This window comes from Vibrio sp. sp1 (assembly GCF_016920955.1).
Classification (GTDB): domain Bacteria; phylum Pseudomonadota; class Gammaproteobacteria; order Enterobacterales; family Vibrionaceae; genus Vibrio; species Vibrio alginolyticus.
The window spans coordinates 781,712-807,829 of record NZ_CP060590.1 but is presented as its reverse complement, the minus strand read 5'-3'; the positions used below and the strand labels follow the sequence as shown (position 1 = coordinate 807,829).

28 protein-coding genes are annotated in these 26,118 nt (G+C 44.7%); 12 read left to right on the top strand and 16 right to left on the bottom strand.

From position 1 onward, the window contains the following. Positions 1–83 precede the first annotated feature (83 nt). Entirely contained in the window at positions 84–842 is a 759-nt protein-coding gene (locus H9L11_RS19115; protein ID WP_005375354.1) for a DeoR/GlpR family DNA-binding transcription regulator, read from the top strand. A 178-nt stretch (positions 843–1,020) separates the two neighbouring features. On the opposite strand, the gene H9L11_RS19110 is transcribed toward H9L11_RS19115, so the two are convergent. The 6 genes from H9L11_RS19110 to ppiC form a co-directional block, all read right to left on the bottom strand. After that, positions 1,021–2,733, bottom strand: coding sequence for an ABC transporter permease subunit (locus H9L11_RS19110; protein WP_170893358.1), 1,713 nt, complete (start codon positions 2,731–2,733; stop codon positions 1,021–1,023). A gap of 46 nt (positions 2,734–2,779) precedes the next feature. Beyond that, positions 2,780–4,294 (bottom strand): ABC transporter substrate-binding protein, encoded by a 1,515-nt coding sequence (locus H9L11_RS19105; RefSeq protein WP_205391399.1) that lies wholly within the window; start codon positions 4,292–4,294, stop codon positions 2,780–2,782. Beyond that, positions 4,284–5,132 (bottom strand): dipeptide/oligopeptide/nickel ABC transporter ATP-binding protein, encoded by an 849-nt coding sequence (locus tag H9L11_RS19100; protein ID WP_205391398.1) that lies wholly within the window; start codon positions 5,130–5,132, stop codon positions 4,284–4,286. The genes H9L11_RS19105 and H9L11_RS19100 overlap by 11 nt, the downstream gene beginning before the upstream one ends. Before the next feature lie 20 nt (positions 5,133–5,152). Next, entirely contained in the window at positions 5,153–5,914 is a 762-nt protein-coding gene (locus H9L11_RS19095; protein ID WP_205391397.1) for an ATP-binding cassette domain-containing protein, read from the bottom strand. Between the two features lie 171 nt (positions 5,915–6,085). Further along, the gene (locus H9L11_RS19090; RefSeq protein WP_161441156.1) at positions 6,086–7,390 is read right to left on the bottom strand and encodes an MATE family efflux transporter; all 1,305 of its coding nucleotides are present in this window, start codon (positions 7,388–7,390) and stop codon (positions 6,086–6,088) included. A gap of 343 nt (positions 7,391–7,733) precedes the next feature. Then, on the bottom strand, positions 7,734–8,012 hold the full coding sequence (gene ppiC / locus H9L11_RS19085) for a peptidylprolyl isomerase PpiC (RefSeq protein WP_005375342.1): 279 nt from the start codon (positions 8,010–8,012) through the stop codon (positions 7,734–7,736). Positions 8,013–8,289: 277 nt separating this feature from the next. Between ppiC and H9L11_RS19080 the strand changes: the two genes are divergently transcribed. Beyond that, on the top strand, positions 8,290–9,204 hold the full coding sequence (locus H9L11_RS19080) for a chemotaxis protein (RefSeq protein ID WP_005385059.1): 915 nt from the start codon (positions 8,290–8,292) through the stop codon (positions 9,202–9,204). A gap of 80 nt (positions 9,205–9,284) precedes the next feature. Here the strand turns inward: H9L11_RS19080 and H9L11_RS19075 are convergent, their stop codons facing one another. The 4 genes from H9L11_RS19075 to hutW form a co-directional block, all read right to left on the bottom strand. Then, the gene (locus H9L11_RS19075; RefSeq protein WP_115386758.1) at positions 9,285–9,821 is read right to left on the bottom strand and encodes an ATP:cob(I)alamin adenosyltransferase; all 537 of its coding nucleotides are present in this window, start codon (positions 9,819–9,821) and stop codon (positions 9,285–9,287) included. 97 nt (positions 9,822–9,918) lie between these two features. After that, on the bottom strand, positions 9,919–10,449 hold the full coding sequence (gene hutZ, locus H9L11_RS19070) for a heme utilization protein HutZ (RefSeq protein WP_005375331.1): 531 nt from the start codon (positions 10,447–10,449) through the stop codon (positions 9,919–9,921). Positions 10,450–10,505: 56 nt separating this feature from the next. Then, on the bottom strand, positions 10,506–11,009 hold the full coding sequence (gene hutX, locus H9L11_RS19065; protein ID WP_005375329.1) for a heme utilization cystosolic carrier protein HutX: 504 nt from the start codon (positions 11,007–11,009) through the stop codon (positions 10,506–10,508). 32 nt (positions 11,010–11,041) lie between these two features. Next, entirely contained in the window at positions 11,042–12,412 is a 1,371-nt protein-coding gene (hutW, locus tag H9L11_RS19060; protein ID WP_025768508.1) for a heme anaerobic degradation radical SAM methyltransferase ChuW/HutW, read from the bottom strand. Between the two features lie 160 nt (positions 12,413–12,572). Between hutW and H9L11_RS19055 the strand changes: the two genes are divergently transcribed. Genes H9L11_RS19055 through H9L11_RS19030 form a run of 6 tightly spaced genes read left to right on the top strand, consistent with a single transcriptional unit; the run spans position 12,573 to position 17,154 of the window. After that, positions 12,573–13,319, top strand: a complete 747-nt coding sequence (locus tag H9L11_RS19055; RefSeq protein WP_172563903.1) for an energy transducer TonB — start codon at positions 12,573–12,575, stop codon at positions 13,317–13,319. Next, positions 13,319–14,017, top strand: a complete 699-nt coding sequence (locus H9L11_RS19050) for a MotA/TolQ/ExbB proton channel family protein (protein WP_005375324.1) — start codon at positions 13,319–13,321, stop codon at positions 14,015–14,017. Before H9L11_RS19055 ends, H9L11_RS19050 begins: the two co-directional genes overlap by 1 nt. Further along, positions 14,014–14,427, top strand: coding sequence for a biopolymer transporter ExbD (locus H9L11_RS19045; RefSeq protein WP_005375322.1), 414 nt, complete (start codon positions 14,014–14,016; stop codon positions 14,425–14,427). Before H9L11_RS19050 ends, H9L11_RS19045 begins: the two co-directional genes overlap by 4 nt. A 28-nt stretch (positions 14,428–14,455) precedes the next feature. Beyond that, on the top strand, positions 14,456–15,325 hold the full coding sequence (locus tag H9L11_RS19040) for an ABC transporter substrate-binding protein (RefSeq protein WP_005375320.1): 870 nt from the start codon (positions 14,456–14,458) through the stop codon (positions 15,323–15,325). Between the two features lie 9 nt (positions 15,326–15,334). Then, entirely contained in the window at positions 15,335–16,372 is a 1,038-nt protein-coding gene (locus H9L11_RS19035) for an iron ABC transporter permease (protein ID WP_005375318.1), read from the top strand. Next, positions 16,372–17,154, top strand: coding sequence for a heme ABC transporter ATP-binding protein (locus H9L11_RS19030; protein ID WP_005385036.1), 783 nt, complete (start codon positions 16,372–16,374; stop codon positions 17,152–17,154). Before H9L11_RS19035 ends, H9L11_RS19030 begins: the two co-directional genes overlap by 1 nt. Before the next feature lie 112 nt (positions 17,155–17,266). On the opposite strand, the gene H9L11_RS19025 is transcribed toward H9L11_RS19030, so the two are convergent. Next, the gene (locus tag H9L11_RS19025) at positions 17,267–17,728 is read right to left on the bottom strand and encodes a TetR/AcrR family transcriptional regulator (protein WP_005385033.1); all 462 of its coding nucleotides are present in this window, start codon (positions 17,726–17,728) and stop codon (positions 17,267–17,269) included. Positions 17,729–18,335: 607 nt separating this feature from the next. Between H9L11_RS19025 and H9L11_RS19020 the strand changes: the two genes are divergently transcribed. Beyond that, on the top strand, positions 18,336–18,635 hold the full coding sequence (locus H9L11_RS19020; protein WP_005375307.1) for a YfcZ/YiiS family protein: 300 nt from the start codon (positions 18,336–18,338) through the stop codon (positions 18,633–18,635). 88 nt (positions 18,636–18,723) lie between these two features. Here H9L11_RS19020 and H9L11_RS19015 read toward each other — a convergent pair whose 3' ends face one another. Further along, positions 18,724–18,996, bottom strand: coding sequence for a YnjH family protein (locus H9L11_RS19015; protein ID WP_005375306.1), 273 nt, complete (start codon positions 18,994–18,996; stop codon positions 18,724–18,726). Positions 18,997–19,315: 319 nt separating this feature from the next. On the opposite strand from H9L11_RS19015, the gene H9L11_RS19010 reads away from it, so the two are divergent. Next, entirely contained in the window at positions 19,316–19,915 is a 600-nt protein-coding gene (locus H9L11_RS19010; RefSeq protein ID WP_033906776.1) for a hypothetical protein, read from the top strand. A gap of 73 nt (positions 19,916–19,988) precedes the next feature. On the opposite strand, the gene H9L11_RS19005 is transcribed toward H9L11_RS19010, so the two are convergent. Continuing rightward, entirely contained in the window at positions 19,989–21,098 is a 1,110-nt protein-coding gene (locus tag H9L11_RS19005) for a 1-acyl-sn-glycerol-3-phosphate acyltransferase (protein WP_005385027.1), read from the bottom strand. A gap of 191 nt (positions 21,099–21,289) precedes the next feature. Between H9L11_RS19005 and H9L11_RS19000 the strand changes: the two genes are divergently transcribed. Further along, positions 21,290–21,898 (top strand): hypothetical protein, encoded by a 609-nt coding sequence (locus tag H9L11_RS19000; protein WP_033906775.1) that lies wholly within the window; start codon positions 21,290–21,292, stop codon positions 21,896–21,898. A 109-nt stretch (positions 21,899–22,007) separates the two neighbouring features. On the opposite strand, the gene H9L11_RS18995 is transcribed toward H9L11_RS19000, so the two are convergent. Beyond that, on the bottom strand, positions 22,008–22,490 hold the full coding sequence (locus tag H9L11_RS18995) for a hypothetical protein (protein ID WP_017635276.1): 483 nt from the start codon (positions 22,488–22,490) through the stop codon (positions 22,008–22,010). Positions 22,491–22,504: 14 nt separating this feature from the next. Beyond that, a complete protein-coding gene (locus H9L11_RS18990) occupies positions 22,505–23,038 on the bottom strand; it encodes a nicotinate-nicotinamide nucleotide adenylyltransferase (protein WP_005375300.1) in 534 nt (177 codons plus the stop codon). 178 nt (positions 23,039–23,216) lie between these two features. Here H9L11_RS18990 and nadE point away from each other — a divergent pair, with 178 nt between their 5' ends. Continuing rightward, the gene (gene nadE / locus H9L11_RS18985; protein ID WP_005375299.1) at positions 23,217–24,047 is read left to right on the top strand and encodes an ammonia-dependent NAD(+) synthetase; all 831 of its coding nucleotides are present in this window, start codon (positions 23,217–23,219) and stop codon (positions 24,045–24,047) included. Between the two features lie 100 nt (positions 24,048–24,147). On the opposite strand, the gene H9L11_RS18980 is transcribed toward nadE, so the two are convergent. Beyond that, positions 24,148–25,965 carry a hybrid-cluster NAD(P)-dependent oxidoreductase gene (locus tag H9L11_RS18980; protein WP_205391396.1) on the bottom strand — a complete coding sequence of 606 codons (1,818 nt, stop codon included), beginning with the start codon at positions 25,963–25,965 and terminating at the stop codon, positions 24,148–24,150. Positions 25,966–26,118 lie beyond the last annotated feature (153 nt).

Sequence of the window (26,118 nt, the reverse complement as noted above, 5' to 3'; positions counted from 1 at the left end):
CGTTGAGAACATAATTCACAGATATTCACAACAAATGAAAAGATTGGTAGGATACTGAAAAACAAGAATATAGAAGTGAAACTATGATCCCAGCAGAACGTCAAAGAACCATATTATCCCTGTTATCACATCAAGAAGTGTTAAGCATTTCAGATTTAACCGACCACCTTGGCGTATCACATATGACCATTCGTCGTGATATCGTGAAGCTTGAATCCTCAGGTAAAGTCGTTTCTGTTTCTGGTGGAGTGCAACTCGCTCAAGCTCTACATTCCGAACTTTCCCATGATGCGAAGGTCGAGCAACAAGCGGATGAAAAGATTCAAATTGGTAAGCTGGCGGCTACGTTAATTGGTCAAGACGCTACGATTTACTTGGATGCGGGAACAACCTCTCTAGAAATCGCCCATCAAATAGCAAATCGTAATGATCTTTTAGTGATCACCAATGACTTCTCTATTGCTGCTTTCCTTATGACGCACAGTGAATGTGAGCTTTACCACACTGGGGGAAAAATTGACCGCGAGAACCAATCTACCATTGGAGGAAAAGTCGCAGAGTTCTTGAATGGGCTAAATATTGATATCGCCTTTATTTCGACTTCATCTTGGAGCTTGAAAGGCTTATCAACACCTAATGAAAATAAAGTTCTCGTTAAAAAAGCAATCATCAAGGCGGCACAAACCAATTATCTGATCTCAGACTCAACTAAATACGGTCAGATAGCGAGCTTTCATGCATTAGACATCGAGCAATTGGACGGAATTATTACCGATCGAAACCTATCCGAAGTGGTCACTCAAGAATTAACGGATAAAGGATTACGTGTGTATAAAGAGTAACACTACCTAAACATCTGAGTTCGCGTAACTTTTATACTCGTTAATTTATAGGTGCTTCCAATATACATAGACCGTGCTGTGTACTTTCTGGCAGAAAACACATCCTTTTGTTTTCTAAATTACCAAATTACTGATTACATCTGGGATATGGAAGCTCACTTCACTTTATCGCTGCTCGTCACTTGTCATCAAAAATCAAATTCACCGCAATTGCCATCAAAACTAAGCCTGAAATTGGCAGCAAAACACCTAATGGTGAGCGCTCTATGTAAGGCAAGTTTTCCGCAATCAATAAGCCCCACTCAGGTTCTGGCGGCTTAACGCCAAGTCCGATAAAACTCAGAGACGTCAGGCTGAGCGTAATGTATGGCAAACGCAGAAACGCGTGACGAATCAATGGCGGCAGCACATAAGGCAACAAGTAGTAACGGAGTACTCGCCACTGACTGGTTCCCCAAATGGGCGCAAGATGCGTGTAAGGCTGCGCTTTGGCTTCCATCAACAAACTTGCACAGTGCGCCGCTAATGGTGCCCATGACACCATAACAATCGCAATCAAGGCACTGTTTGGGTTCATCCCCGTTAGACCAGCAATCAGCAGACCCGCCACAATGTATGGCACACCTTTGGTGATCTCAATTAAGCCTTGGCTATAACGAGTCACGAAGCCGAGCAACAAACCAATCACCAAACTTAGGAACGTTGCGATGATGCCCATTTTGATTGTCGACATCATACCGCCGCCAACGCGAGCAAGCAGATCTCGCCCGACCGCATCGGCACCAAACGGTGCTGCTAAGCTTGGCGATTCAAGGCGGGTAAATTGGATAGTGTAAGGATCGCGCATTAACGCCCATCCCGCACAACCAATCAGCAAGGCAAAGATTGTCGCACTGACAATACGTTTGGTGGTGCTTTGGGTAAAACGGAACGTGCTGTGACTGCTGATCAGCTTGCCACTTGTGACACTGTGCCCGAGTAACCAACGTTGCAATAAGATGCTCGCACTGCTGATCAACATCGAGAACACCAGCAACACCAACAAGCCACCTTGCAGCATCGGCAGATCTTGTGACTTCGCCGCGCCTAAAATTAGTCGTCCGATACCTGGAATGGAGAACACCTGTTCCACAGCAACCGCACCGCCGGTTAAACCAATCACCGTCATTGCGATTTGAGGAATCAAGTTACTAACGGCACGCCACAAGGCAAAGCGTAAGATTTGAAACTGACTGACGTTCGCCGATAGCCAAGTGATCACCCAAGGCTCATCTAATACACGCTTGAGGCTGTCATTGAGCAAGCGCCCGAACAAGCCAGCAGCAGGCAATGCCATTGCCAAACTGGGTAGCCAGAGGTTTTGCACACCTTGCCAACCATAAGGCGGGAACCAGCCCAACCAGATGGAAAACACCATGATCAGCAACGAAGCAATCACGTATTCAGGCAATGAAACCAACACCGAACTGAGCGTGTCATGATGCTTATCTAAACGATTCTGTTGCCAACGACGCACAGTGTAAAGCACACTCGCCATGCACATTACAAATGCCATGCCTAGCGCTGTAAGCATCAGTAATAGCGACGTTTTTGCGGTTTGTTGAACGCTCTCCATGACGGATGCCCCGCTCACCCAAGAGACACCTAAGTCACCTTGCATGGCAAGCGTCAACCAATCCCACAGTCGCTCAGCAGCGCTGCGGTCAAGTTGAAGATCTTCTCGAATTGCTTGCAGAGCTTCCGCCGTCAGCAATTGTTGAGCACCCGCACGGGCACGCAGGATTGATTGGCTTGGGTCAATACCTGCAATATCCGGCATCAAACCCACCAGCACAACCACTACCCCGAGTGACAGGAAGCGCGACAAAAAACGCGTAAACCATTCAGGCATACAAGCGCTCCAACGAGAGCGCATGTTGGCAACAGACGACATCGAGTTAGTTCACCTCAGTAAACTGGTCGATCAGGCGACGCTCACGTGGGTCACGTTGTGCATTCTTCACGCGATCACTCTCACCTTGGATTACACGCTCGTGAAGCAGTGGAATCACAGCGTATTGCTCAAGGATTTTGCTTTCTGCTTCGATGATCGCTTGTTGGCGTTTCTCACCCAATGGTTGACGGTCAGCGTGTTTCAATGCAGCATCCACTTCTTCAGAGCAGAACTGACCTAGGTTGTAAGAACCTTTACAGCTAAAGTCACTTTGCATGTACGCCACTGGATCACCAGAATCCAACACTGTTGCACGTGACAACAAGAACGCATCGAACTTACCTGCTAGTGCATCGTTTTCGATTTGTGCGTATTCACGAACGTCTAGTTCAACCACAAAGCCAGCCGCTTCAAGTTGTTGCTTTAGCAGCACCGCCACTTCTGGCAACTCAGCACGGTCGGTAAATGTACCAATGGTGATCTTCTCACCGTTCGCGTGGCACATTTCCATGGTTTCCATACGAGGGTTCGCATCACGAATTGGTTGAGCCCATGCCAATGCTGGACCTAACAGACCTTTCGCTGAATCGGCGTGGTTCTCGTAAACCGTTTTGATGATTTGCTCACGGTTAACCGCTTGAGCTGCTGCTTTACGCAAACCGAACTGGCTAAACACATCTGATTTGTTGTTTAGGTAAAGCGTGTTGGTACGCGGCATTGCGACTTCGTGCAGCTGTGAAGATTCCATCATCGCGATTTGCGAAACAGGAACGGCTTCCACTACATCCGCCTCACCGGTACGCAGTGCTGCAGCACGAGCAAAACCGTTTGGTACGTATTCAGCAAAGATACTGTCTACTTTTGCTTTTTCACCCCAGTAACCGTCAAAACGCTTCAGTTTTGCGCTGGTTGTCCCGTTGATTTCTGTCAGAACGAATGGGCCCGTACCTGCTTTGATTGGCACAACACGACCGTTTTCTTGATATGCAGCACCAGAAAGGATCGCTAGCTGTGGGCTAGATAGACGGCTTGGCAACAGTGGATCATTAAAGGTCGTTTTGATTTCAACAGTGAAGTCGTCCAGTGCGCGAACTTGCCATTCGATACCATCCAAAATACGTGGCTTAGGTGCAGCATCTAATGCTTTTTGTAGAGAGTTCACAACCGCGTTGGCGTCAAGGTCAGAACCATCGTGGAATTTAACGCCCTTACGTACCGTAAATTGCCACGTCATCGGATCAACTTGTTCCCATTCCGTTGCCAGCATAGGCTCTGCTACCGACTGATCGTTTAGGTTCACTAGCGTTTCTGCTGTGCTCCAACGTGACAGTTTGAACGCGTCATCTGAAAGTGGTGACAAACCTGTGCGTGGTGGTTGCATCATGGCGACGCGAATTTCCGTTGCTTGCGGTGCAGCTGCTTTTTCCGCTTCTGGCTTGCTTTCGCCAGAGTCAAAACAACCCGTCAGCAGTGCGCTTAAAGCCAGCGACAAAGCCAACTTGGGAGTACTAAGGTGCATAAGAAACCTCTCCAATGGTTTTTGTGAATTCATTACTTTTGTGTTGAGCGCTCATCAAGGCTCTCGTGATCAAGTGCGATGGGTTATTTGTCACGTTTTGTGCCGTGCCGTGCTCGACAACACGCCCTTTGTCTAACACTAAGATTTCATCGCATAGGGTTTGTGCCGCATCGAGGTCATGCGTCACCAAAATCAGGCGCATCTGACGACTCTTTTGAATGCCTGCCAACAAGTCGAGAATCTGTTTACGACTGACGGGATCTAGGCTGCTGGTTGGCTCATCGGCAACCAGCACACAAGGCTCGACAATCAAAGCTCTGGCGATAGCCACACGTTGCGCTTGCCCAACTGATAATTGCTGCGGGTTACGATCCAACAATGTGAGATCCAAACCGACATCCGCCAAGACCTTTTCCACCTTCTCGTTAAGCTCTTGCGTTAAACCAATATTGCTTAGCGGCTCCAGTAAGATCTGACGAACGGTGTAATACGGATTCAAGCTCGATTGCGGCTCTTGTGGGATCAGTTGAATGTGCTGACACAACTCTTGTCGCTGCTTAGCCGAGCTGCGCGATAGCGGATAGCCACACACATACACTTCACCAGATGTGGGCTTACGAAGACCGAACAGAAGCTCAATCAAAGTCGATTTGCCCGCACCAGAAGGACCAACAATCGCAATGTTCTTTGTGTCGATGGCAAGATCCAATTGGTCGAGCGCTTTAAACGGTTTGCCCCCTAACCAACTTGGTTTGGAGTAATAATGAACACTGGCTTGCTCAAAGCGAACTTCCGCCGATTTAGACTGCGTGTGCCCGCTCAAGTTGTGCTTAGTCAAAATAGGCTCCAGAGATGAGGTTAAGGCAGCAGTTGCGCAAGTTGTTGGCAGAAAGGATGCGAACTTTGCTGAATGGCTTGCCATGGTGCGCCATAAGCCACCATGGTGTTGTCCGCAATCACCAAGACTTTGTCACACGCCAAAGCCGCAGAGAGATCGTGCGTGATCAACAAACCACTGATGTTGCGTTGCTGAACACTACTGCGAAACAACTCGAGGATCTCCGCTTCGGTGATTGGATCGAGCGCACTGGTGGGCTCATCAGCGATGATCAAGTTGGCACTACCAAGCAACGCAATCGCAATACAAATACGCTGGCGCTGACCACCAGATAACTGGCTTGGATGCTGCGCCAATGCTGCTTTTGGATCCGCAAATCCGAGTTGAGACAACAAGGTCGTCACCGTTTCTCGGTTTACTGAAGACAAGCGTGTTTTGTTACCTGTCAATGCCAAACACAGTTGTTGCTCGACAGAGGCCAATGGATTCAGTGCTTTAAGTGCATCTTGGAAAATGACCGCGGGACGCTGGGATTGACTCCGTTGCAGCATGGCAGTTTGTGCGACTTCACTGCTGTTAAGCTGGATACTTCCGTCTACCCAAATATCAGACGGCAAAAAACCTGCGACGGCTTTCGACAACATGGATTTACCAATGCCGGAAGGTCCCATAATGGCAAGAACTTCACCTTGAGACAGCTCAAAAGAAATGTCTTTGAAGAGTGTACGCTCTGAGTCTGTAAGGCTGAGATTATTAACGGAGAGTATTGGTTGAGAAATCACGGCATAAACTAAATGTAATAATATAACATCACAAATAATATCATGCGGGTTAAAGCAAGGAAACCAGTCGGAAAGGTTATTTCATCACCTTTTTCAGATTTATCAACAAGGGCAGATGGCTCCACCCTTGTTATAAGAACATCTAAATTAGGTCGTTTGTGACAGTGTGAATTAAAGACACTTTTGTTTAACTTGACCGAGGTATCGAAACAAGAAGACAAAGCGCCCAACGTAGAACAAAGTGAATGCCAGCCATAAACCGTGGTTGCCCCAATATTGCACCGCAATCAATTGAGTCACTAAGAACAACACCATGGTTAGAAAGGTAGAGTTACGCACTGGTCGCGTCGTCCCTGTACCGGTAAAGATGCCGTAAAACGTAAGACCAAAACCAGCAACCAACGGGAATGCCAATAACCAAGGGCTCATGTCTAGATACAGTTCAACAAGGTTTGGCAAGGTGGTAAACAACATCACCACTTGGTGTTTGAACAGCACTAACAGCAAGGTCAAGACAACAACGAACGCCGCGGTCCATTGCGTGTTTAGCTTAATCACGTTATCAAGCAATGTCGGATTCTTCTGCCCTACCGCTTTACCTGCAAAGACGCTCGACGCGTTCGCTACACCGTCGAACATGTAGCTGACGATAAAGGTCACTTGCATCATGATTGCGTTCGCAGCAAGCACATCAGAACCAAGCTGAGAGCCTACACGCGCCATCATGTTGAAGAACACCAATAGACACACAGTACGAAGCAGCAGATCCATATTGGAAGACGCAATGACTTTGAGATCTTTACGCGTCATTTTTGCGGTCTGAATGTGATCAAACAGCGGGAAGCGACAGGTTTTCAACACCAGCACCGCACCAATAACAAACGTCGAGATTTGCGCGATAAGTGTCGCCACCGCAACACCAGCAATGCCCATATCGAAGTACAACACAAAGACGATATCCAGCACGATATTCAGCACGTTACCAAACACTTGCGTGAACAAGGTTTCTTTGGCTTTCGCCTGCCCCATCAGCCAACCAATCACGGTGTAGTTCAGCAGTACAAACGGTGCACCAAAGATCATGATATCGAAGTAAATCTTCGCGTTTTCGGCCACGACTGCATCAGGGGAGATAATCAGCTCTGCCCCCATCCAAATCACGGACTGCAACGCAATGAAAATCAAGCCAAGGCAAAGCGAAAGCACGAAAGGACGAAATAAGCTGCTCGCTTGATCTTCTGGGCTATTTTTACCTAATGCGATTGCACTTTGCCCCGTAGTACTTACGCGGAAAAAGCCAAACAACCAATACAAGGTGTTCATGATGACGGTGCCGATCGCCACACCACCAATCATCTCAGCCACACCGAGTTTACCGATCACCGCGGTGTCCACCGCCCCCAACAATGGTTGGGTAACAGTAGAAACAATGAAAGGAAATGCGATTTTAAAATAGTCTTTATGAGTCAGGGACATCTTAAATTATGAACGGGGTTAATTTTTATAAGGTCGCTATCATATGCGAATGGCGCCCGAACATGAACCAAAGTTCGCCAGCAAGGAATAGCATTGATAATTGATACAACCAGCAAACGTATTCTCATACCAAAGCTTGAAATAGGATAACGACTTATGAGAAAAGCCAAGTTAACTGCATATAAATGAGTTTCTAGTTTGGAAAGATTAGCGTTTGGTTGAGCATGGCAGATCAGAATGTATCTGCCATGTCATGACGGTAGTGATTGGTGAAAAGAGACCGTACAGATGATATTTAATGCTTGTGGGTTTCATCTGACAATGTTTAGGTCGATACCAAGCCTTATGTTCTGTAAAGCACCTTTACAACATGCCAACCGAACTTGGTTTTAACTAAATGCGGCGTTAACACTTCGCCAGAAAAGCACACTTTGTCGAATTGAGGTACCATTTGACCACGGCGGAATTCACCAAGGTCACCACCGCGTTTGCCTGACGGGCAAGTTGAATACTTCTTCGCTAATGTCTGAAACTTTGCGCCTTTTTTCAGTTGCTTGATTATGTCTTCCGCTTGCTCTTTGTGCTTCACAAGAATATGTAATGCGGCTGCTGTATTTGCCATTGATCTATCTCTCACTATTCTGGTCGCGCAAGTGTACCCAATCCTTTTTAACAGACCAAACATTTCTTAATAATAGCTCAGCGGTAAAGGCCCAAATACACGAGGAATATAAAATCGTCTACATAATGAGTTTAAAATACAAACAAGTTTTGCTCAGTTAATCACTATTCTCTAAAAGATTGTCTAAAAAGCTCACATTTGTCTCTCCGATGGTTGAAGCCTTCGTCTGATAAGATTAGATTAGACACAATTCGGTGGTATTTATAAGGTTATTTTCATGGCAAAAGTCGTTAGCAAAGCGAATCAATCTCAGGGCATGTTGATGTTTAAGCTCACCCTGCAACAGAGTTTCGCTATCGGTACGCTAAAAGTCCGTGAAATCGTCCCGTACATGCCAACGACAAAGATCCCTTACTCGCATCATCACGTCATTGGAACCGTTACGATACGGAACTTAACAGTACCAGTGATCGATATGTCAGCGGCTGTTGGCTTTCGTCCTATAAGTGAAGAAGAATATAAAAGCTGCTACTTGATCGTGACAGATTGCTTGCGAACCGTGGTTGCTTTTATGGTTCGTAGTATAGAGAAGATCATTGAGTGCGATTGGAAAGCTATTGAAACGCCACCTCCGAGCGCTGGAAAAAATATTTTCGTGACTGGAATTACTCGCTACGAGGATAAAACGGTTCAAATGCTGGATGTGGAACTGCTACTTTCCAAAATTTATCCGCAGTACGAGAATTCAAAGATCCCAATGCTGACAGATATTGAGCGAGAACGCCTAAAAGCACTCAGTATTCTATTGGTGGATGACTCTTCCATCGCTCGTAAACAGCTATGTGACGCACTCGATAGCATCAATATTGGGTATCAAATCTGTAAAAATGGTTTAGATGCATTGGAACTGATGAAAAGTGACGCTGCGGCTCATCGCCCAATTGATATTCTGGTCAGCGATATTGAAATGCCCGGATTAGACGGTTATGAGTTAGCATTTGAAGTTCAGAATAATTCCTCTCTGAACCATTCATACCGCATTTTACACACATCGTTATCGAGCGAAATCTGTGTAGACAGAGCTCACCAAGTTGGCGCGCATGAGGCACTTGAGAAATTCAATGCAGGAGAACTAATCGAAGCGATGCTTCGCGGAGCAAAAGAGCTAGAAGCCAAAGCTATGACTTCTTAACTCTTATTGGACGACTTGATTTGAGAATATAATGCAGTGCTTGTCCTATCCCTGATGCTCACATCCGCTAATTTCTCAGCTCACTTCTTTGGCATCGCGTAACTACGAGAAACGAATTCCGTCTCTTTGACTTGGTGAGCATGATTAATATAAGAAGCTAGGCTGTAAAGTACATTCGCTAATAAGTTCGCGTAACGAAACAAAATAGGTGCGGGCTGCTTCTTACCTGTATGTTCAACGGCAACTAATGCTCGTACCGTTTTTTTAGCTTGGCAACGGCACAAATGCAATTGACTGGCTGCCGGGTGCCCTCCGGGTAGAACAAAGCCTTTGAAGCCGCCATCAATACGTTGCTTGAGCAAAGCATAATCGGCCTTTAACTCTTCAACTTCCGCCTCTGTAATCGCTAATTTTCCGCGAACCGAGCCATTTAGATGATAAACATTAGGCTGCATTCTTGTCAGTATATCGCGGCTAAACTCGTCCAACTCCATAGCGAGAACAAGGCCAATACGACTACAAAGTTCATCTGCTGTAATTTCAAAGTCACAAACCGGACTGTCCTCGTAAATAAACGGATAGCAAATCTCGCTCAATTCCTTACTTACAGGTTTCATGCTTTTGTTCCAATATAAAAAAGGGAGTCAGTATAACCTAACTCCCTTTAAACGTTCATTATGCCAAATGATCGACATTCATATGATCGGTTAACAATCAGGCACTTTCGACTTTCTTGTGACCTTCTTGAAGGTGAACAAAATCGACTAAATCATCACCAGACACTTGATACGCCTGACCAAAACCTTTAACAAATAGCCCCGATTCTGGCTTTAAGTTGAACAAAACGAAATCCTCTAGCTGGCTTAGACCATCAATAATCTCACCAAAACGCTCTTTCATTTGTCCAACAACTTGTTGCCACATCTCTGTGTCTCGCTCAACTACATTTGCTACCGCATCAAAAGTTAAGCGCTTACGAGCAAACAGCTGCTTTGAAGACTCTTCATCTTCGATCATCATCAATGAAACATTTGGATTTTCTAAAAGGTTACGGGCATGACGAGCGATTTTAGAAATGAGAACGAAATAACCTTCCTGGTTTTGGACATAAGGCGCGTAGCTTACATTCGGGCGACCTTCTGCATCGACAGTTGCAAGCTGAAGTGTACGACGCTCCTGACGGAACTCTTTGATCTCTGGCCCTAAACGACCTTGCAAACGCTCTTGTTTAACTTGTTGATCCATATTGATACCTGACTTTACTAATTAGTATTCGAGTTAAGCCTCGATTATGTTTGTGATTACTTTTTTAATTCGGCTTGTAGGGCGCGAAATGCGGTGACTTGCTCTTCAATCAACTCGCGCTTTTCGTTACGGCCTAAATAAATCTTGAAAATATTGCTTCCGCACTCTGAGAAAAAACCAAAATAGTGACTCTCTCTACCCATAAACGGTTTACTGACTAATGCGACATTTTTAACGTTATCTAATTTAAGGTGGCCGTGCAGTTCACCTTCTCTACCCATTAAATTGTAATAGCCACGCGCCACTTTTCCTTTTGGAAACGGCGCTTTAACTTCAAAGATAGAACCAAAAGAGTGGACGATGGTCGTCACCGGGCCAAAACCAACCAAACTTTCTAAGATGCTTTGCGCTTGCTCTCCTGGTGCAATAGCCACCATTTCCTGAGGTAGAGCCGCAACAACCTCAAACTCGGAAATGCCAAGACGCTCTGCCATCGCAGCTGGCAATAATTGTGGTTCTTGCTCTAGTAATACTTCAACTTGTTGCTTGATTGATTCCATTGTGTCTTCCGTTTTTATTCAATTTGTTTTCATTAATTATTGGATGCTTTCGGTACGGTTTCGTTCATCTCTGACGTGAGTACCTGAATACAACTTTGAGCCAATGACACAGCCCAGAAGCTGCCTGCAAGAGTAAGGACTGCGCTACGTTCATGTAGTTGTACTAAGCCTTTCGCTTGCCACACTTTAAATAGAGGCAATAAAAACCCGAACGCGTCCTCTCCCATAAATGATGGAAGTTGATTTGCTTGAACAATGCCACGGTCAAACGCAGATTTGAGTGCAGAAAAAAGTGGTTCTAGAGGGCTTTGCTTCATCATCATCGCGATGGTGCTTTGACCTTCTTTGACCGCTTTAATATAGGTCTCTAGTGTGCGGTGTTGCATCATCCCGTAGCCACCGATATTACCTCCAGCACCACAGCCAATTGGCAATACCTCTGCATAAGTCTTGGCTAAACTATTGTATAAACTGCGCTCGCGGTTATCGATTGCCCAATGGTTCACACTCAGTTGCTTCATATGGTGTTTGGCCATAAAGTTCACACCGAGCTCATACATTCCCGCTTTTTCTGGTGTGGTCGCAGGTGGCGGGATTTTTCCCTTTTCTACGAGGTTGAGCATGGGAGCTGACCCACCAACCACTAACTGATACAAGTCCAGTCCGTGTGCGCCAGTCGAGAGGAAATCATTTAAATCTTGCTCTAACACTTCTTTGGTTTGATAAGGTAAGCCATAGAGTAAATCAATAATGACCGGAATTTTGTCTTCTTTGGCGATCTCGCTCACCCGTTTGAGGACATCTTCTCTATCATCTAAACGTTTTGCGCTGCGGCGCACTTGTGTATTAAAACTTTGCACACCAAAAGAGAAACGATTAAACCCACCGTCTAAAGCGCCTTGATACAACTCATCAGAAAAACGATTGATGCGACCTTCTAAGGTGATTTCGCAGTCTGCGGCCAAAGGAAAGTGGTCTCGGATAGCCTGGCCTAACACACGAACCTGTATTGGAGATAAATCCGTTGGCGTTCCGCCCCCGATATATACGGCGTGAAAAATACCATTTTGTGTCCAAGGTAATGCCGCTTTCTCTCTAAGCTCCTGCATTAATGCTTCAAAGTACTCATCAACCAGTGTGCGACTTGCAGCATTTTGAAAGAAGTTACAAAAAGTGCAACGAACGCGACAAAACGGAACATGAATATAAAGACAGCGCTTATTGGTCGCTTTAATTGAGTTAGCCGTAATACTCGAAAAAATCGCCTGTTGTTGAGACGAGGGCACAGGTACGCTCGCTCCCCCGGCATGTGCAGAATGCTTCTTAACAAAAGCAAATCGCAATGGATCAGGACTATCACTGCCCAACACTGATTCATCAAGCTTATCGATATCGACGCTCATATATACTCGCTTAACTCCCATCATGTAAGGGATGGAAGCTGATCTTAAAAATTCTGCAAGAATCATAATTTGAGCGTAATGATAATGCAATTGATAATTGATCTTATTTCCATTGTAAGTAATAATCTGCCCAAGTTTTCATAGTTTCCCGAGATATTCCGTGAACGTACAAAGATATGTCATTGCAGGAGGTGCTTCCCTTGCCATCCATGCCGCACTTCTTTTTGTTTCTCAAGAGACAAAGGTGTTCGCGATGCCGGCTGGAAACCCAGCAAGTTCGGTAAGTCTAAATCTTGTGTCTGCTCCTCCCGCTGTCGAAAAATCTACACCAGAAAATGTAGCGCCACCAAAAGAGCAGCAGCCTCAAGACCAACCTGAACCAGAAAAGAAGATTGTAAAAAAACAGGTCGTCAAGAAAGACGCTGTTAAGAAGAAGGTAGTAGAGAAAAAACCTGAACCGGTTAAACAATCTAAACCTAAAGCGGTCGAGCCCACCAAAACCGTAACAAAGCAAAAGGTTCAGCCCGAAGCGAAACCAAAGAAAAAAACGGAACCAGTGAAGAAAGAGACGGTAGCTCAACAATCCGCACCTGCGAGCCAATCCAAAGGGGCAACGTCTCAGCCTGTCTTGGTCGACAAACCAACGTTTGTGAGTCAACCAACACAACCCCGTTACCCAAGATCTGCACAAAGACGCGGTATTGAGGGTGTAGCCTTGTATGAGATATGGCTAGATGAGAATGGTAACCAGATTAAACAGGTTTTGATTGAGTCTTCCGGCACAGAGTCGCTAGATGCCTCAGCACTTCGTGCGATCAAACAGTGGCAATTTACACCACATATTTTAGGTGGGCTAAAAGTCGCTCACCGAGTACAAGTACCTGTTCGTTTTAAGTTGGATGGATAATGGAACAACTACAAGAATTACAAACTCAATTTGGGCTGATGACATGGCCTTTGATCATTTGCTCAGCTCTAACGGTGATGATCATCGCCGAGCGATTATTCCATGTGTTAATTAGCCTTGGTGTAGGAAAGCGAGCCATTCGCCAAAAGCTCACAGGATTAGACCCAACAAATGGGAGCGAGCTTGAAGCACTTGCTGAAGAGTTGTCGAATAAGCGGCCGCTTCTGTACCGTGGTGTTGCGATGTTGCTTGCTCATCATTCTTTCTCGAAATCTTTAAGAGAGGATGCCGCAGGTATTTGGCTGCAAGAAAAACGCCATCAGCTGCATTCCGGCCTTCGTTTGCTGACGCTGATTGGCGTCATCAGCCCTTTAATTGGCTTGCTTGGTACGGTACTTGGCTTAATTGACATGTTTAAAGGCATCGCGGTTTCAACGGGGAATATCACTCCGAATGATTTGGCTGACGGCCTAGGTCTTGCTATGCGCACCACTGCCGCGGGTCTCATTATCGCACTTCCTGCCATTTCAGGAGCGCAGATCATTGGTTTGTGGGCGGATCGTGTAATCGCCAAGCTTGAGCACACTTTAAACTACGTCAACTTATGGCTTGAAGGTATCTCGTTACAGCATGTCTCGCCAGACCACTCAAAAGTAACACTGCGCTCTTCTGAGAAGATTGAGGCAGCAACTAAATGATTAAAACACCACAAGAAAATAGTCGTAACGGTTTAACCCCCGATTTAACACCGCTGTTAGACATTATTTTTATCGTCATGGTTTTCCTGATGTTAACCGCAGCGGTCAAACTCGATTCATTAGACGTCAATTTACCGAGCACAGAATCTCAGGCTGTTGCAGATGTCGATAAGCAATCCATCACGGTAAATATTCTTAAAGACGAGCCTTACTGGGCTATTAACGGCAAGACATATATCGATTGGGACAACTTTACCCTCGCGCTGTTAGAAGAGAGTAAGTCAAGCGATAAACCGATTGTAATTGGAGCAGAAAAAACCGCGAATATTCAGTCGCTAGTACAACTTCTCGGCTTTTTACAAGAAAACGGAATTCAAGCAACTCAGTTACTCACTGAAGAGCCATCATAAAAATAAGTAAGATAGAGATCCTTTCAAAATGAAGAACACACGCATCACTATTCATGCTGTTGTCACGGCAGCTATTTCCCTACTTGCGAGTAGTCAACTTTTTGCCAATGAAACGCCATCCTCAGAGCGCGTTGTTAGCGCAGGCAGCGCCGTCACTGAACTCTTGCTTGAACTCGACGCTAAAGATAGCTTGGTTGCTATCGACGTCACCAGTCAATTACCAAAAGGAATGGAACTGCCTAAAGTGGGCTACCATCGTCGTCTTTCAGCGGAGGGGTTGCTCGCCTTACGTCCGACAAAAGTCATTGGTTCTGATGAGATGGGGCCGAAAACAACATTGAGCCAATTGAAATCGGCTGGCGTAGATGTAGAAATCGTTAATACTGATGCAAATGTCGAGGGCCTTTATCAACGTATTGATCAAATTGCGAACCTTATGGATCGCAAAGCTCAAGCTGAAAGCTTAAAGCAAGATGTCCAGGCGCAAGTACAAGCACTCAATGCAAACCAACCTGATCAAGCGAAGAAAAAGAAAGTGCTCTTTCTGCTGATCCATGAAGGGCGACCTGCAAATGTTGCGGGCTCACAAACGACACCCGATGCAATTATTCAACTCGCCGGCGGACAAAACCCAGCCGCTACACAACTCTCGTCTTACAAGCCTCTATCCACAGAAGCGATGGTAGAGATGCAGCCTGACGTGATTCTTGTTAGTGGTCGCAGCTATGAAACGTTGGGTGGTGCCGATGCAATTTTAAAAGCAATGCCGCTTCTTGCTGCAACACCCGCTGGAAAGAACAAAGACATCATAACGATTGATGGCCATGCTCTGGTAGGTGGTTTGGGCCTTAAAAGCCTTGCAGAAGCTAAACGCTTGAATGCACTGCTTTACCCATAGAGACATGACATGTTGTTAAGACGCATCCCCCTTTCAACGACGTTATCAGTGCTTAGTGGATTTTTAGCATTTATTGCTATCGCCTCTATTACCGTTGGCCCAATGAACATTAGCTTTGCTGACAGTTTGCGTAGCCTAACGGGAGGCAGTTCTGATCTCGCTCCTCACATTCAGTTGGTCATTAACGAAATCCGATTGCCTCGCACCATTTTGTGTATGTTCATCGGCGCCATTTTGGCAATTTGTGGTGTGGTTATGCAGGGCTTGTTCCGTAACCCATTAGCCGAGCCTGGTATCATTGGTGTGTCTGCTGGCGCTGCTCTTGGTGGTGCATTCGCTATTGTTGTATTTGCTGAATTTAGCCAAAACTATCCGCAACTAATGAACTTAGCGGCTTTGCCTCTTTTTGCTTTCCTTGGCGGTGCACTAACGACTATTCTCGTTTATAAACTCGGCACAAGTAAGTTTGGTACCTCAGTTACAATTATGTTGTTAGCCGGCGTTGCCATCAGCGCGCTCTCGGGTGCTGCGATTGGCTACATGAACTTTATCGCAGATGATCAGATGCTGCGAGACTTGACGCTTTGGTCGATGGGCTCATTAGCTGGTGCAAATTGGTCAGGGATTGCTCTATCTGCTGTAACACTCGTCATCCTATTGCTCTGGTTTCAGAAGAAGTCGATGGCGCTGAATGCTCTGTTGTTAGGGGAATCAGAAGCAAGACACTTAGGAGTTCCGGTTCAAAAACTCAAACGTCAGCTTATTTTACTTTCTGCACTGGGTGTTGGTATTACGGTGAGCATCAGTGGTGCAATTGGCTTTATTGGGCTCGTGATTCCTCACTTAGGGCGCATGCTCGCTGGGCCTGACCATCGAACGCTATTACCAATATCTGCCTTAATGGGAGCACTGCTTCTTACTGCCGCAGATATGTTTGCTCGTGTTGCTGTGGCACCAGCTGAATTACCAGTTGGAATCGTGACCGCATTGATTGGCGCGCCCTTTTTCATCTACTTATTGTTCCAGCAAAAAGGGAAGATTTTGTAATGAACCAGATCGTTTTATCGGGGAAAAACATTTCGATGACGTATGGCAACCGTGTGGTGCTCGATGACATCAACATTGATATCCGAGCTGGTGAAGTGACCGCCCTACTCGGCCCCAATGGCGCAGGTAAAAGTACTTTGCTCAAGCTTCTATGCGGTGAGATCTCTTCGAATCATCACATCACCTACTTCGGTAAACAAAAGCATGATTGGGAGCCTGAAAAAAGCGCCAAACATATTGCAATGCTCCCGCAGCACAGCACCTTAACCTTCCCATTTCTAGCCAGAGAAGTCGTAGAGTTGGGGGCAATACCGCTATCACTGTCCAATAAAGAAACCACTAAACTGGCTTTACATTACATGGAACAAACCGACGTATTGCATTTAGCAGAAAGCCTGTACCCGTCTTTATCTGGTGGAGAAAAGCAACGACTGCATCTAGCACGAGTGATGACACAACTACATCAATCTGGCGAAAAACGAATCTTAATGCTTGATGAACCTACCTCAGCGTTGGATCTCGCCCACCAACACAACACGTTAAAGATTGCTCGTGAAACGGCAAAAGCACAAAACGCAGCGGTGGTTGTGGTGTTACATGACTTGAATCTAGCCTCTCAGTACGCAGACCGCCTTGTACTCTTGCATAACGGGAAACTAGTTTGTGATGACACGCCATGGAATGCACTAACGTCAGAGCGCATTGAGCAAGTTTATGGCTATCGATCTATTGTGACAAAACATCCGACGCTAGACTTCCCTCAAGTGCATGCCGCAGCATAAAGCGTATCTCCTCTAAGCCGTCTCTAAAACACTTTGATACGACAAAGGCCCGCAATATGAGAATTGCGGGCCTTTGCTTTGATAGTGGCAGAATTTGGTGCTTTAAAGGCTATTACTTGCTCATTTGGATCAATGATCGACCAATCAACCACTCAAGCTCTTTGTCACCACCCGCACCAAACTGGCTTTCAACCATTTTGTATAAGCGGTCAATACCATTAGCAGCAAATTCTTGCGCATTTTCAGCGGTGACAATGTGATGGAATAGCAGTCGTAAAATCGCGAGAAACTCAGCATCTTCCAGCGCTTTAATCCAACTTTGTGAAAATGCATTTAATCCTTTATCAAACTCTAAGTGTTCAATAAACATTTTAAAGATACGGCCATCCAGTGCGGCGGTGAAGTCCGTTTTCTTAGGGAAGTGATGGCTAATACCGGTACGCGATATACCTGTCTGCTGGCTTAGCGTCGTGTACGACATTTTGTCGTAACCTAATCTGAGTAGCTGATCAATAACGGCATCCATGATCTTTTGGATAGTGATTTCGGTATCTTCTTTACTACGCTTTGGCATATTTTAAGCTCTTCTCTTTGTAAATCCATCTAACTCACTATTAAATGAGGCCAGAATGAAATCATTCTTAGCATTATACCCGGCTCGCCGATGCGGTTCGATTAGCGAAAACCTAGAAATCAGGTTGCTAAGCGCTGCACTTGAAAGCGCTTTGGGTATATGTATTGCGACTATTTAATATCATGTCGAGTTCCAAACCATAACGTCTTTACACTGCGTAATGTGTAATTTTCAGTTATGTTTTTGTCAATACATGCTACTCAAAATAAGGCGAAAAGTTAGTCTCATCAAAACCTTGCGCCAATTATTCATCGAAACTATTCAAAGACCAAGAATGATAATTATTAAAAATAATCAATCAAGAAATAGTCTTATAAATTAACCATTAGTTCAACTGGACTGAGCAAAATCTCGTCACTATGTTCGTTAATTGATTTTAAATGTTGATATATATCACATTAACGTTCTTGATGATTTAGTAATCCAATCTTTAACCCTTACTTAACAAGTGCCTATTCTGTTCCTTTTTTACGCAAAAGTCGTCATTTTTGTAGATACAGATCAAATACCTGATAGAATACCCTTAGTATTTACAAGAGGATTCGTTATGAGTGTCGAATTAGAAAAAAACCAAGTATGTGAGGCCTGCGGCTGTGCTGGCGAGATAGGCTTTATCATCAAAGAAGGTGACGAAGTTGCCGACGTAACGGTTTTCGCACAGACAAAAACAGAGCTAGAGTCTGAACTACAAAAATACATCGAGCTCGCTAAATCAGTATGTGCTGATGTTGAATACAATGTTTCAGAAATAACCGAAGAATCGAACCAAGCGACGGCTCGATTCAAATTTGAAGTAAGTGCTGAAAAACTTATCTTTGAATTAAAAACTCGCTCACTCGCGCGTTAATGAAAAAAGCGAGCATGATGCTCGCTTTTTATTTTTCCAATCTCTTAATCTTAAACCGCTCTAAATGAAACAGACAACTTCGGCGCGTTTATTTATCTTTTTTGAACACGACCCACTTTAACGAGCCATTGGTTTCAAAATCGTTCTCAGCGGTACACATCAGTAATACGCCTTCAACATTAATCACGGCCCCAGTGGTGTAGGCTTTATCATCGTAGTAACAGATACGCTGACCTACCTTACCGTCAGCAACTATTAGCGCTTTGTTTTCTGGTGTACTGTATGATTTAGCAAAAACGGAACCCGACAGCAGTACTGCAAAAACACCAGCGGTAAAAATAGATACACTTTTTAACTTCATGAAAATCTCCCTCAAACCTCAATAATACTAACAAGGACCCTTGTGAAGTTCTTGGAAGAATCTCATATTATTCAAATATCTACTGATATTTTTCTCACCTCTACACTTGGGTCTGCTTCACATTCAATCATTTAATTTATCTCATTTTAGTAAGCTTGAAGTTACTTAGCTCAGTAAAGAAGCGCACACTTTTAACGTGTATCTCTAATTTGAATATTTAAGTTATGAATCAAAAACTGTGAGCAAAAAATGCATAATAGGTTTATTTAAGTATAAGATAAGCACCTGTTGATCTCGGTATTTAACTAACTCTTTGACTATGCGTTTTGTTTCCCTATGCCTTACTTCAATCCTACTCTGCTCGTCTCCTTTGGCATATGAGCTAGATTACTATTCTAAGTTTGGTCACATCGATAATTACGGCAATCTTGATCTTAGAAACAAGCCTTACACCCAACTACCCTCTGGCCTAGTGGTAAAGGGTAACTTAAACATCTCACAAACCCCTATCAAAACCTTGCCTAAAGGGCTTGATGTTGAAGGCAGTCTGGAAGCAACTAACAGCGCACTCAAAGTTATTCGCTCAGGAACAAAGATAAAAGGCTATGCAAACCTACTAGGTAGTAAGATCGAAAACTGGCCTAAAGGCATCAAACTAGGCGGTTACCTAAATCTGACAGATACACCGTTAAAAGCGCTTCCAGCTAAACTTCGAGTAAAAGGTGATCTAAGTGTTATTCGCACTCCCATTTCTGAACTTCCTGAAGGATTGGTGGTTGATGGTAATCTTTATATTGGAGGATCAGCGCTGAAAGTATTTCCAGACACAATGACGGTGAAAGGGAATATCTATTTAGGTGGTAACAAGATCACAAAATGGCCCAGCAATTTAACCCTTGGTGGCGCCGTCGCACCTTAAAGAGCAGATAAACAAAAGCCCCGGCAGACCGAGGCTTTAAGGCATTCTGAATCAACGAGTTCAGTGACGAAGATTACTCTTGGTTATTCACAGGATTGGCATAGCTCGCCACCAAATAAGGTCTTGCGCCTTCAGGTAGCTGATCCAACTTATCCGCGAGATGACGCTTAACCGCTTCCGTAATGATGCTCGAATCTTCATGCCCAGCAGCTAACAAGTTGATTGGGTACAACTTGTAGTTGTTGTGAATTTGGCGGTCAATTTCACCAGCAAGAGATTCCGGCGTTTCAAACTCTTGCTCAATCACATCACCAAACGCAACATGTACACGGCCTTTATAACCAACGATACCTTGAATGATACTTTCGATATCTTCAAATTCGCCTTTTTCATAGCGGCCATTTTCTGCTTTTTCGTACAGCTCTTTTGCTTTGGCAATGTCACATGGATCATTTTCATAGGCAATCGAGACAGGAACGATTTTCAGAGAACGCGTGTACTCACCAAAACTGATCTTTTGTTTACGACCTTCAACATGGAACATTTTTAAAATCGCAGGATCAGTAAAGTCGTTTCCATCTTTAGCACGACCTTCCTTTTGGGCAATCCAAATTGAATTGCCAGTATCAAGCGAATGTTTGATATAGCTTGACAGTTGTCCCAATGCTTTCATCATTTCTCTAGGCGCTTTAGCAGAGCGCTTAACGATGAAGCTCTTATTGAGTCGCATCAGTTCTGTCGCACATGGCTTCTTCAGCAGGTTATCGCCAATCGCTATACGAACTGTACGGTGCCCACTTTGGTACAAGCCATAATTTACGAGCGCAGGGTCCATCGCAATATCACGGTGGTTAGAAACGAATAGGTATGACGTGTTTTTATCCAGCTTATCCAAACCAGAAAAAGTGACGCCATCCGTTGTCTTATTCAATGTATCTTTCAGATACTTCTTCACTTCAATCTGAATTGCTTCGACAGAATCAAGCTTGCTCCACTTGGCTTTCAGGTAGATTCGCAGGATCGGGCTCATTAGCGTTTTGAACCACGCTGCTTTATTAGCAAAGCGATGTTCTAGGATAGCAGTGATAAATTCATCATCTTGGATTAGACGATCCAGCGCTGCTGGAATTTCTTCGTCGTTGTAAGGACGAATTTCAATATAAGGATCGGTATTGGCTGTCATTGTTCATTACATATCAAAAAAAGCTGGCACATTTTACGCGTAGTTTTGCTGACAAGCAGCATTTCAACCCATACTTTTAATATGGTCATACCAGTTAAGCCACCATTTATCATGCTAAAAAATTCTCTCAGCAGGTTGGAATCGTATGGGTTTAACGTTACCCTTAGCGCCAAAAAACACTGGTACTCATAATGAACTACGCAATTGAATTTCACGACGCTAAATACCCCTTTCTTGATGTAGCTGCGCGTAAAAAAGCACTGAAGCACAGTCTACTATCTGTCATCGAAGGGTTAGCCGTCATTAAATTGGGTAAGCAGGAGTATGCCATTGAACCAGGCCAATATTTTTGGATTCCTCAAGGATGTTTGAGCTCCCTCACCTTTTTACCTAATTCTCGTGTATATCGTTGTGATTTTTCTGTGCGTTTAAATGACGACTTCTCACAACAGGCGGGCTTTGTGAAGCCTTCACCGCTACTAAAAGCGCTCGTCGAGAAGCTAGCAACAACTGCCGAACGCTCGGGTCTGCAAACCGATCTACTGACAGTAGTAAGACATGAAGTATTGACGCTGTCTCCCAAACTAGCGCACTCAACGTTAACGAGAACCATCAATCAATGGACTCCTGGCTGTGACATGAATATTTCTAAAGAGCTTTGCTTGGTACTAACACTACGTGAAGCAAGAAAAATGAAACTGTCGGGGAAGAAGGAAGAGCAAATTGTTGACTCTCTTTTTGCTGGTAACACCGAAGAATATGAACAGCTTTGCTTTTTAGTCTTTGGAGAAGCGCTATAACTTGCTCTTCAACAAGCTACGTCTTCAGCATTACGGACACAGAAAGTAGATTAAAACAAAAAGGGCGTACATTGATAATGTACGCCCTTTTTTCATTTGCTTGAGGTGTCTAGAAAGGTACCTCTATCTGCATCATCCAGTCAGCGTCATAATATTCGTGCCAACGATAATCAAACCGCATTCTTGGCTGCCCGTCGGATTTATCACCAAAACCAACGCTGAACATCAACCCGTGACTACGAAGCCACTCTTCTGTATCCATTTTACTCTCTTCGTCTCGAAGCTCTTCCGGCATCCAAAAACCAAGACCAAAGTAATTCTTTTCTAAGTTTTGAGTTAGAAGTGGGGTGTCTTCCGGCTTAATCGCCCACTCCTCCCAATAGTTTTCTGTTGGTCCTTCAAGCTTCGCTTCCGCTGCATACCAAATCAATGCTTCAGTACTTAACACGCCGATGGAATCTAAAATTTCTTCACAGATTGGAAGAGTGTTATCTTCAAACACCACGGAACGATCAGAAAAATAGTTACACGCGGAATGAGCTTGTGTCACCACAAGCAGCGCACATGCACTAAATAAAACGACTCTGACCATGAAAATCTGACCTCTCAGTTCCCAGACAATGTTTCTCTGTATAAGCCTTTACTAAGTAATAAATCACGTACGGAAGGTGTTGTATAGGCACCGATCTCTTCACCCTCGGCCAATGCTTTGCGAATATCTGTGCTTCTGACTTTTACTTTTTCAGGACATGCCATAACAGTCCAACGTTCCGTAATCTCTTCAGCTCTACTAAATTTAGCAAATTTGAAGAAATTATCAGGACCAATGACAAAAGTTATATCGGCAGTTGGGTAGATTTCTTGAATTTTTTCTAACAACGCATAGGTCGTCACACTTTGTCCAGGTTGGTATAAAGCTTGCTCCGCATCAGAACGCTGAACATTAGAAAGCCCCATATCCTTGATGAACGCGTCAACCATTTTGCACCGAGTTGGGTAATCAAGCATGTTCTTGCCCCAAGCGTGTGCAATGCTTGGCTCAAGTAGCACAAGATCAAAGTGGCTCAAAGACTCAATAACACTTTTATGCCCTAAACTAGGTGGGTTAAATGCACTACCAAAAATGGCGATTTTTTTCATATCCGGTGATTACCTGGTTGAAGAGAGTTTTCTAATCTGATGATTTCGGTATGATACTACTAATCTTTACAGCTTTTGACCCTAAAGTCGCATTTAATGAGCCTCAACTGTATGGTTTATCACCATTTGAGCAAATGTGCTTTAGAGTCTGAAATATTTGCAGGAAAAGGAACCCTAAATGGAACAATCCATCCGTGACGAAATGCGCGTACTCCCTTCAATTGATCCGCATTTTGAAATTGAACGCCGTGTCGCTTTTATTAAGCGTAAATTGCAAGAAGCGGGCTGTAAGTCTCTTGTTCTTGGCATCAGCGGTGGCGTTGACTCAACGACATGTGGTCGTTTAGCTCAGTTGGCTGTAGACCAACTGAACGAAGAAGCGGGCAACAACAGCTACCAATTTATCGCAGTTCGCCTGCCTTACGGGGAGCAAAAAGATGAAGATGAGGCTCAGCTCGCTCTGTCTTTTATCCAGCCAACCCATTCTGTATCGGTGAACATCAAAGCAGGTGTTGACGGGCTTCATTCGGCTTCTCACGTTGCATTAGAAGGCACAGATCTTCTACCAACTGATGCAGCAAAAGTCGACTTCGTAAAAGGCAATGTAAAAGCGCGTGCTCGCATGGTTGCTCAATACGAGATCGCGGGCTACGTAGGCGGCCTTGTTCTTGGTACTGATCACTCAGCAGAAAACATCACTGGTTTCTACACTAAATTTGGTGATGGCGCTTGTGACATGGCACCATTGTTCGGATTAAGTAAACGCCAAGTTCGTGAAGTGGCTGCTACATTGGGTGCACCTGAGCAACTAGTGAAGAAAGTGCCAACAGCAGACTTAGAAGAGCTTGCTCCACAGAAAGCAGATGAAGATGCCCTAAGCCTAACTTACGAGCAAATCGACGACTTCTTAGAGGGCAAACCTGTTCCACAGCAAGTTAGTGACCGTCTGGTAGCGATTTACAAAGCAACGCAGCACAAACGCCAGCCAATCCCGACGATTTACGACTAAGCGATATTTTCAGCTCTCTTTAAAACTCAAAACGCTGCTAAAAATAGCAGCGTTTTTTTGTCTAGGAACAGTTTTTGTCGAAGGACAAAGTTGCTCTCGCCTAGTTGGTTACTGTTACGTCCGTCTCTGGCACAGCACAACACGCCAATACGGTTCCCATTGCACGTTCCTCATCAGTCAACGCGGGCACGTCCGGATGATGTACTTGACCCGACGTAAGCTGAACTTTACAGGCACCACATAAGCCTGCACGACAGCTATTGCTGATGACCTTCCCAGCATCTTCGAGCTGATCTAACAACGTTTTTTGGTTGTTGCCTACGAATTTAGTTCCATTAAAGTCAATAGCGAGACTCTTCTCTGGCTTTGACGTAAGAGAAGAAACTCCAAACGCTTCTTGATGGTAGTTTTCCTCTGGCAGCCCTTTTCTTAGTAGAAGACTTTTTGCTTTATCCATAAAGCCATCCGGGCCACACACAAACACTTGGCGCTGTTCAACATCTTTGATTTGCTTAATGTGTGACAAACTTAAACGCCCTTTTAACCCAAACCAATCAACGGCAGGCTGCGTTAAACAGACTTTTACTTCTAGCCCTGGGTGCTCACGCTTTAACTGCTCCAACTCTGAGCGACAAGGAATATCATTTTCGGTCCGACATTGATGGTAGAAAACCACGTTCTCCAACTGATTATGATCCGCTAAGTAACGCACCATTGATAACATTGGTGTTACTCCGCTACCCGCAGAGAGTAACAGCAGAGGCTGCGCTTCATGCGTTTTAAGGTGGAACTGACCGTCAGGTTGTTCTGCCTCTAAAACATCACCGACTTGTAAGTTGTCTAAGAGTGAGTTAGAGACTCTTCCGCCCGCGATACGCTTTACAGAAATAGCATAACGACCCGGACGAGAAGGACTGGATGATAAGGTATAGCGTCGACCCACTTTCTTACTATCAATATTCACCTCTATTGGCAGGTGTTGTCCTGGCAAGTAATTAGGCAACGAACCTTTGTTTGGCTCTAACCATAAGGTCACAAAGTCTTGGGCAATTTCTTCACGCTCAACACATGTAAGCTTCATGCGCACTGGCGAGTTATCTGCGTAAAACTCCGGCTCTTTGTACTCCAATACTTCAACTTTATCGCCTTGACGAATAATGCCTTCATTTCGCGCGACAAGATTCTGGCCAAAGAACACACCACCGACATCGTTTGCACGGAACTGTTGCAAGGTTTTGAGCGGCTCTTTGCTCTCACGGAATGTGCCTCTTTGGGTATTCACCGTAGTCAGGATACAGCGCTCGCAAGGTTTGAGAGACTCAAACTCTACCTCACCGATTCGTATGCGCTTCCATGAATCTTCTTCAAATGGCTTAGTATCAGAGACAACTAAGTTAGTACGAAACTGATCCATTGAGTGCAGCTCTGAACTTCTTCGGTTCAGCTCATCAAGTGAAGCTTGGCTGATCACTAAAACCGGATAACCATCAGCAAAACTGACGTTTTGACCTAGCTTTTCACGGACACGATTCGATTGCTCACCACTAAACAACAACTCAACGCGCTGCCCCAACACACGACTAAACCAGTCATCTGCATCATCTGTCGTGGTATAGGCAGTAAACGTATCTTTCCAAACCGTTGCAGGTGTCTCCTGCATTTTGAAATCTTGGTAACGGATTTTAAGTGGCTCCATACCCAAACTACTAAACACCACTCCATCGGACAATAAGGCAGACTTAATGGTTACCATTTGCGGATACTTTCGCGCAGTGATCATCGAGCCATCAGCTTTCGCAATCATAAAGCGACGATCGAAGCTCAATCCTTGCTTCTCAACCCATACGGACGACAGCGATAATCCGCCAACTGACTTAACCGGAAAAACATTAATTTGGGATAAAACGGGTTGCGACATGGCCTTCTTCCTACGGGTGTTTTTTATTTGTTGCGGTATTGTATACTCAAATCACATTAAGTTGCAGAGTCTGCTGCCTCTTCATCCATTTCAACTTTCTCGAAACCATATTCTTATAAATTTGGTTTTAGTGACAAGTATTTACTACACTCA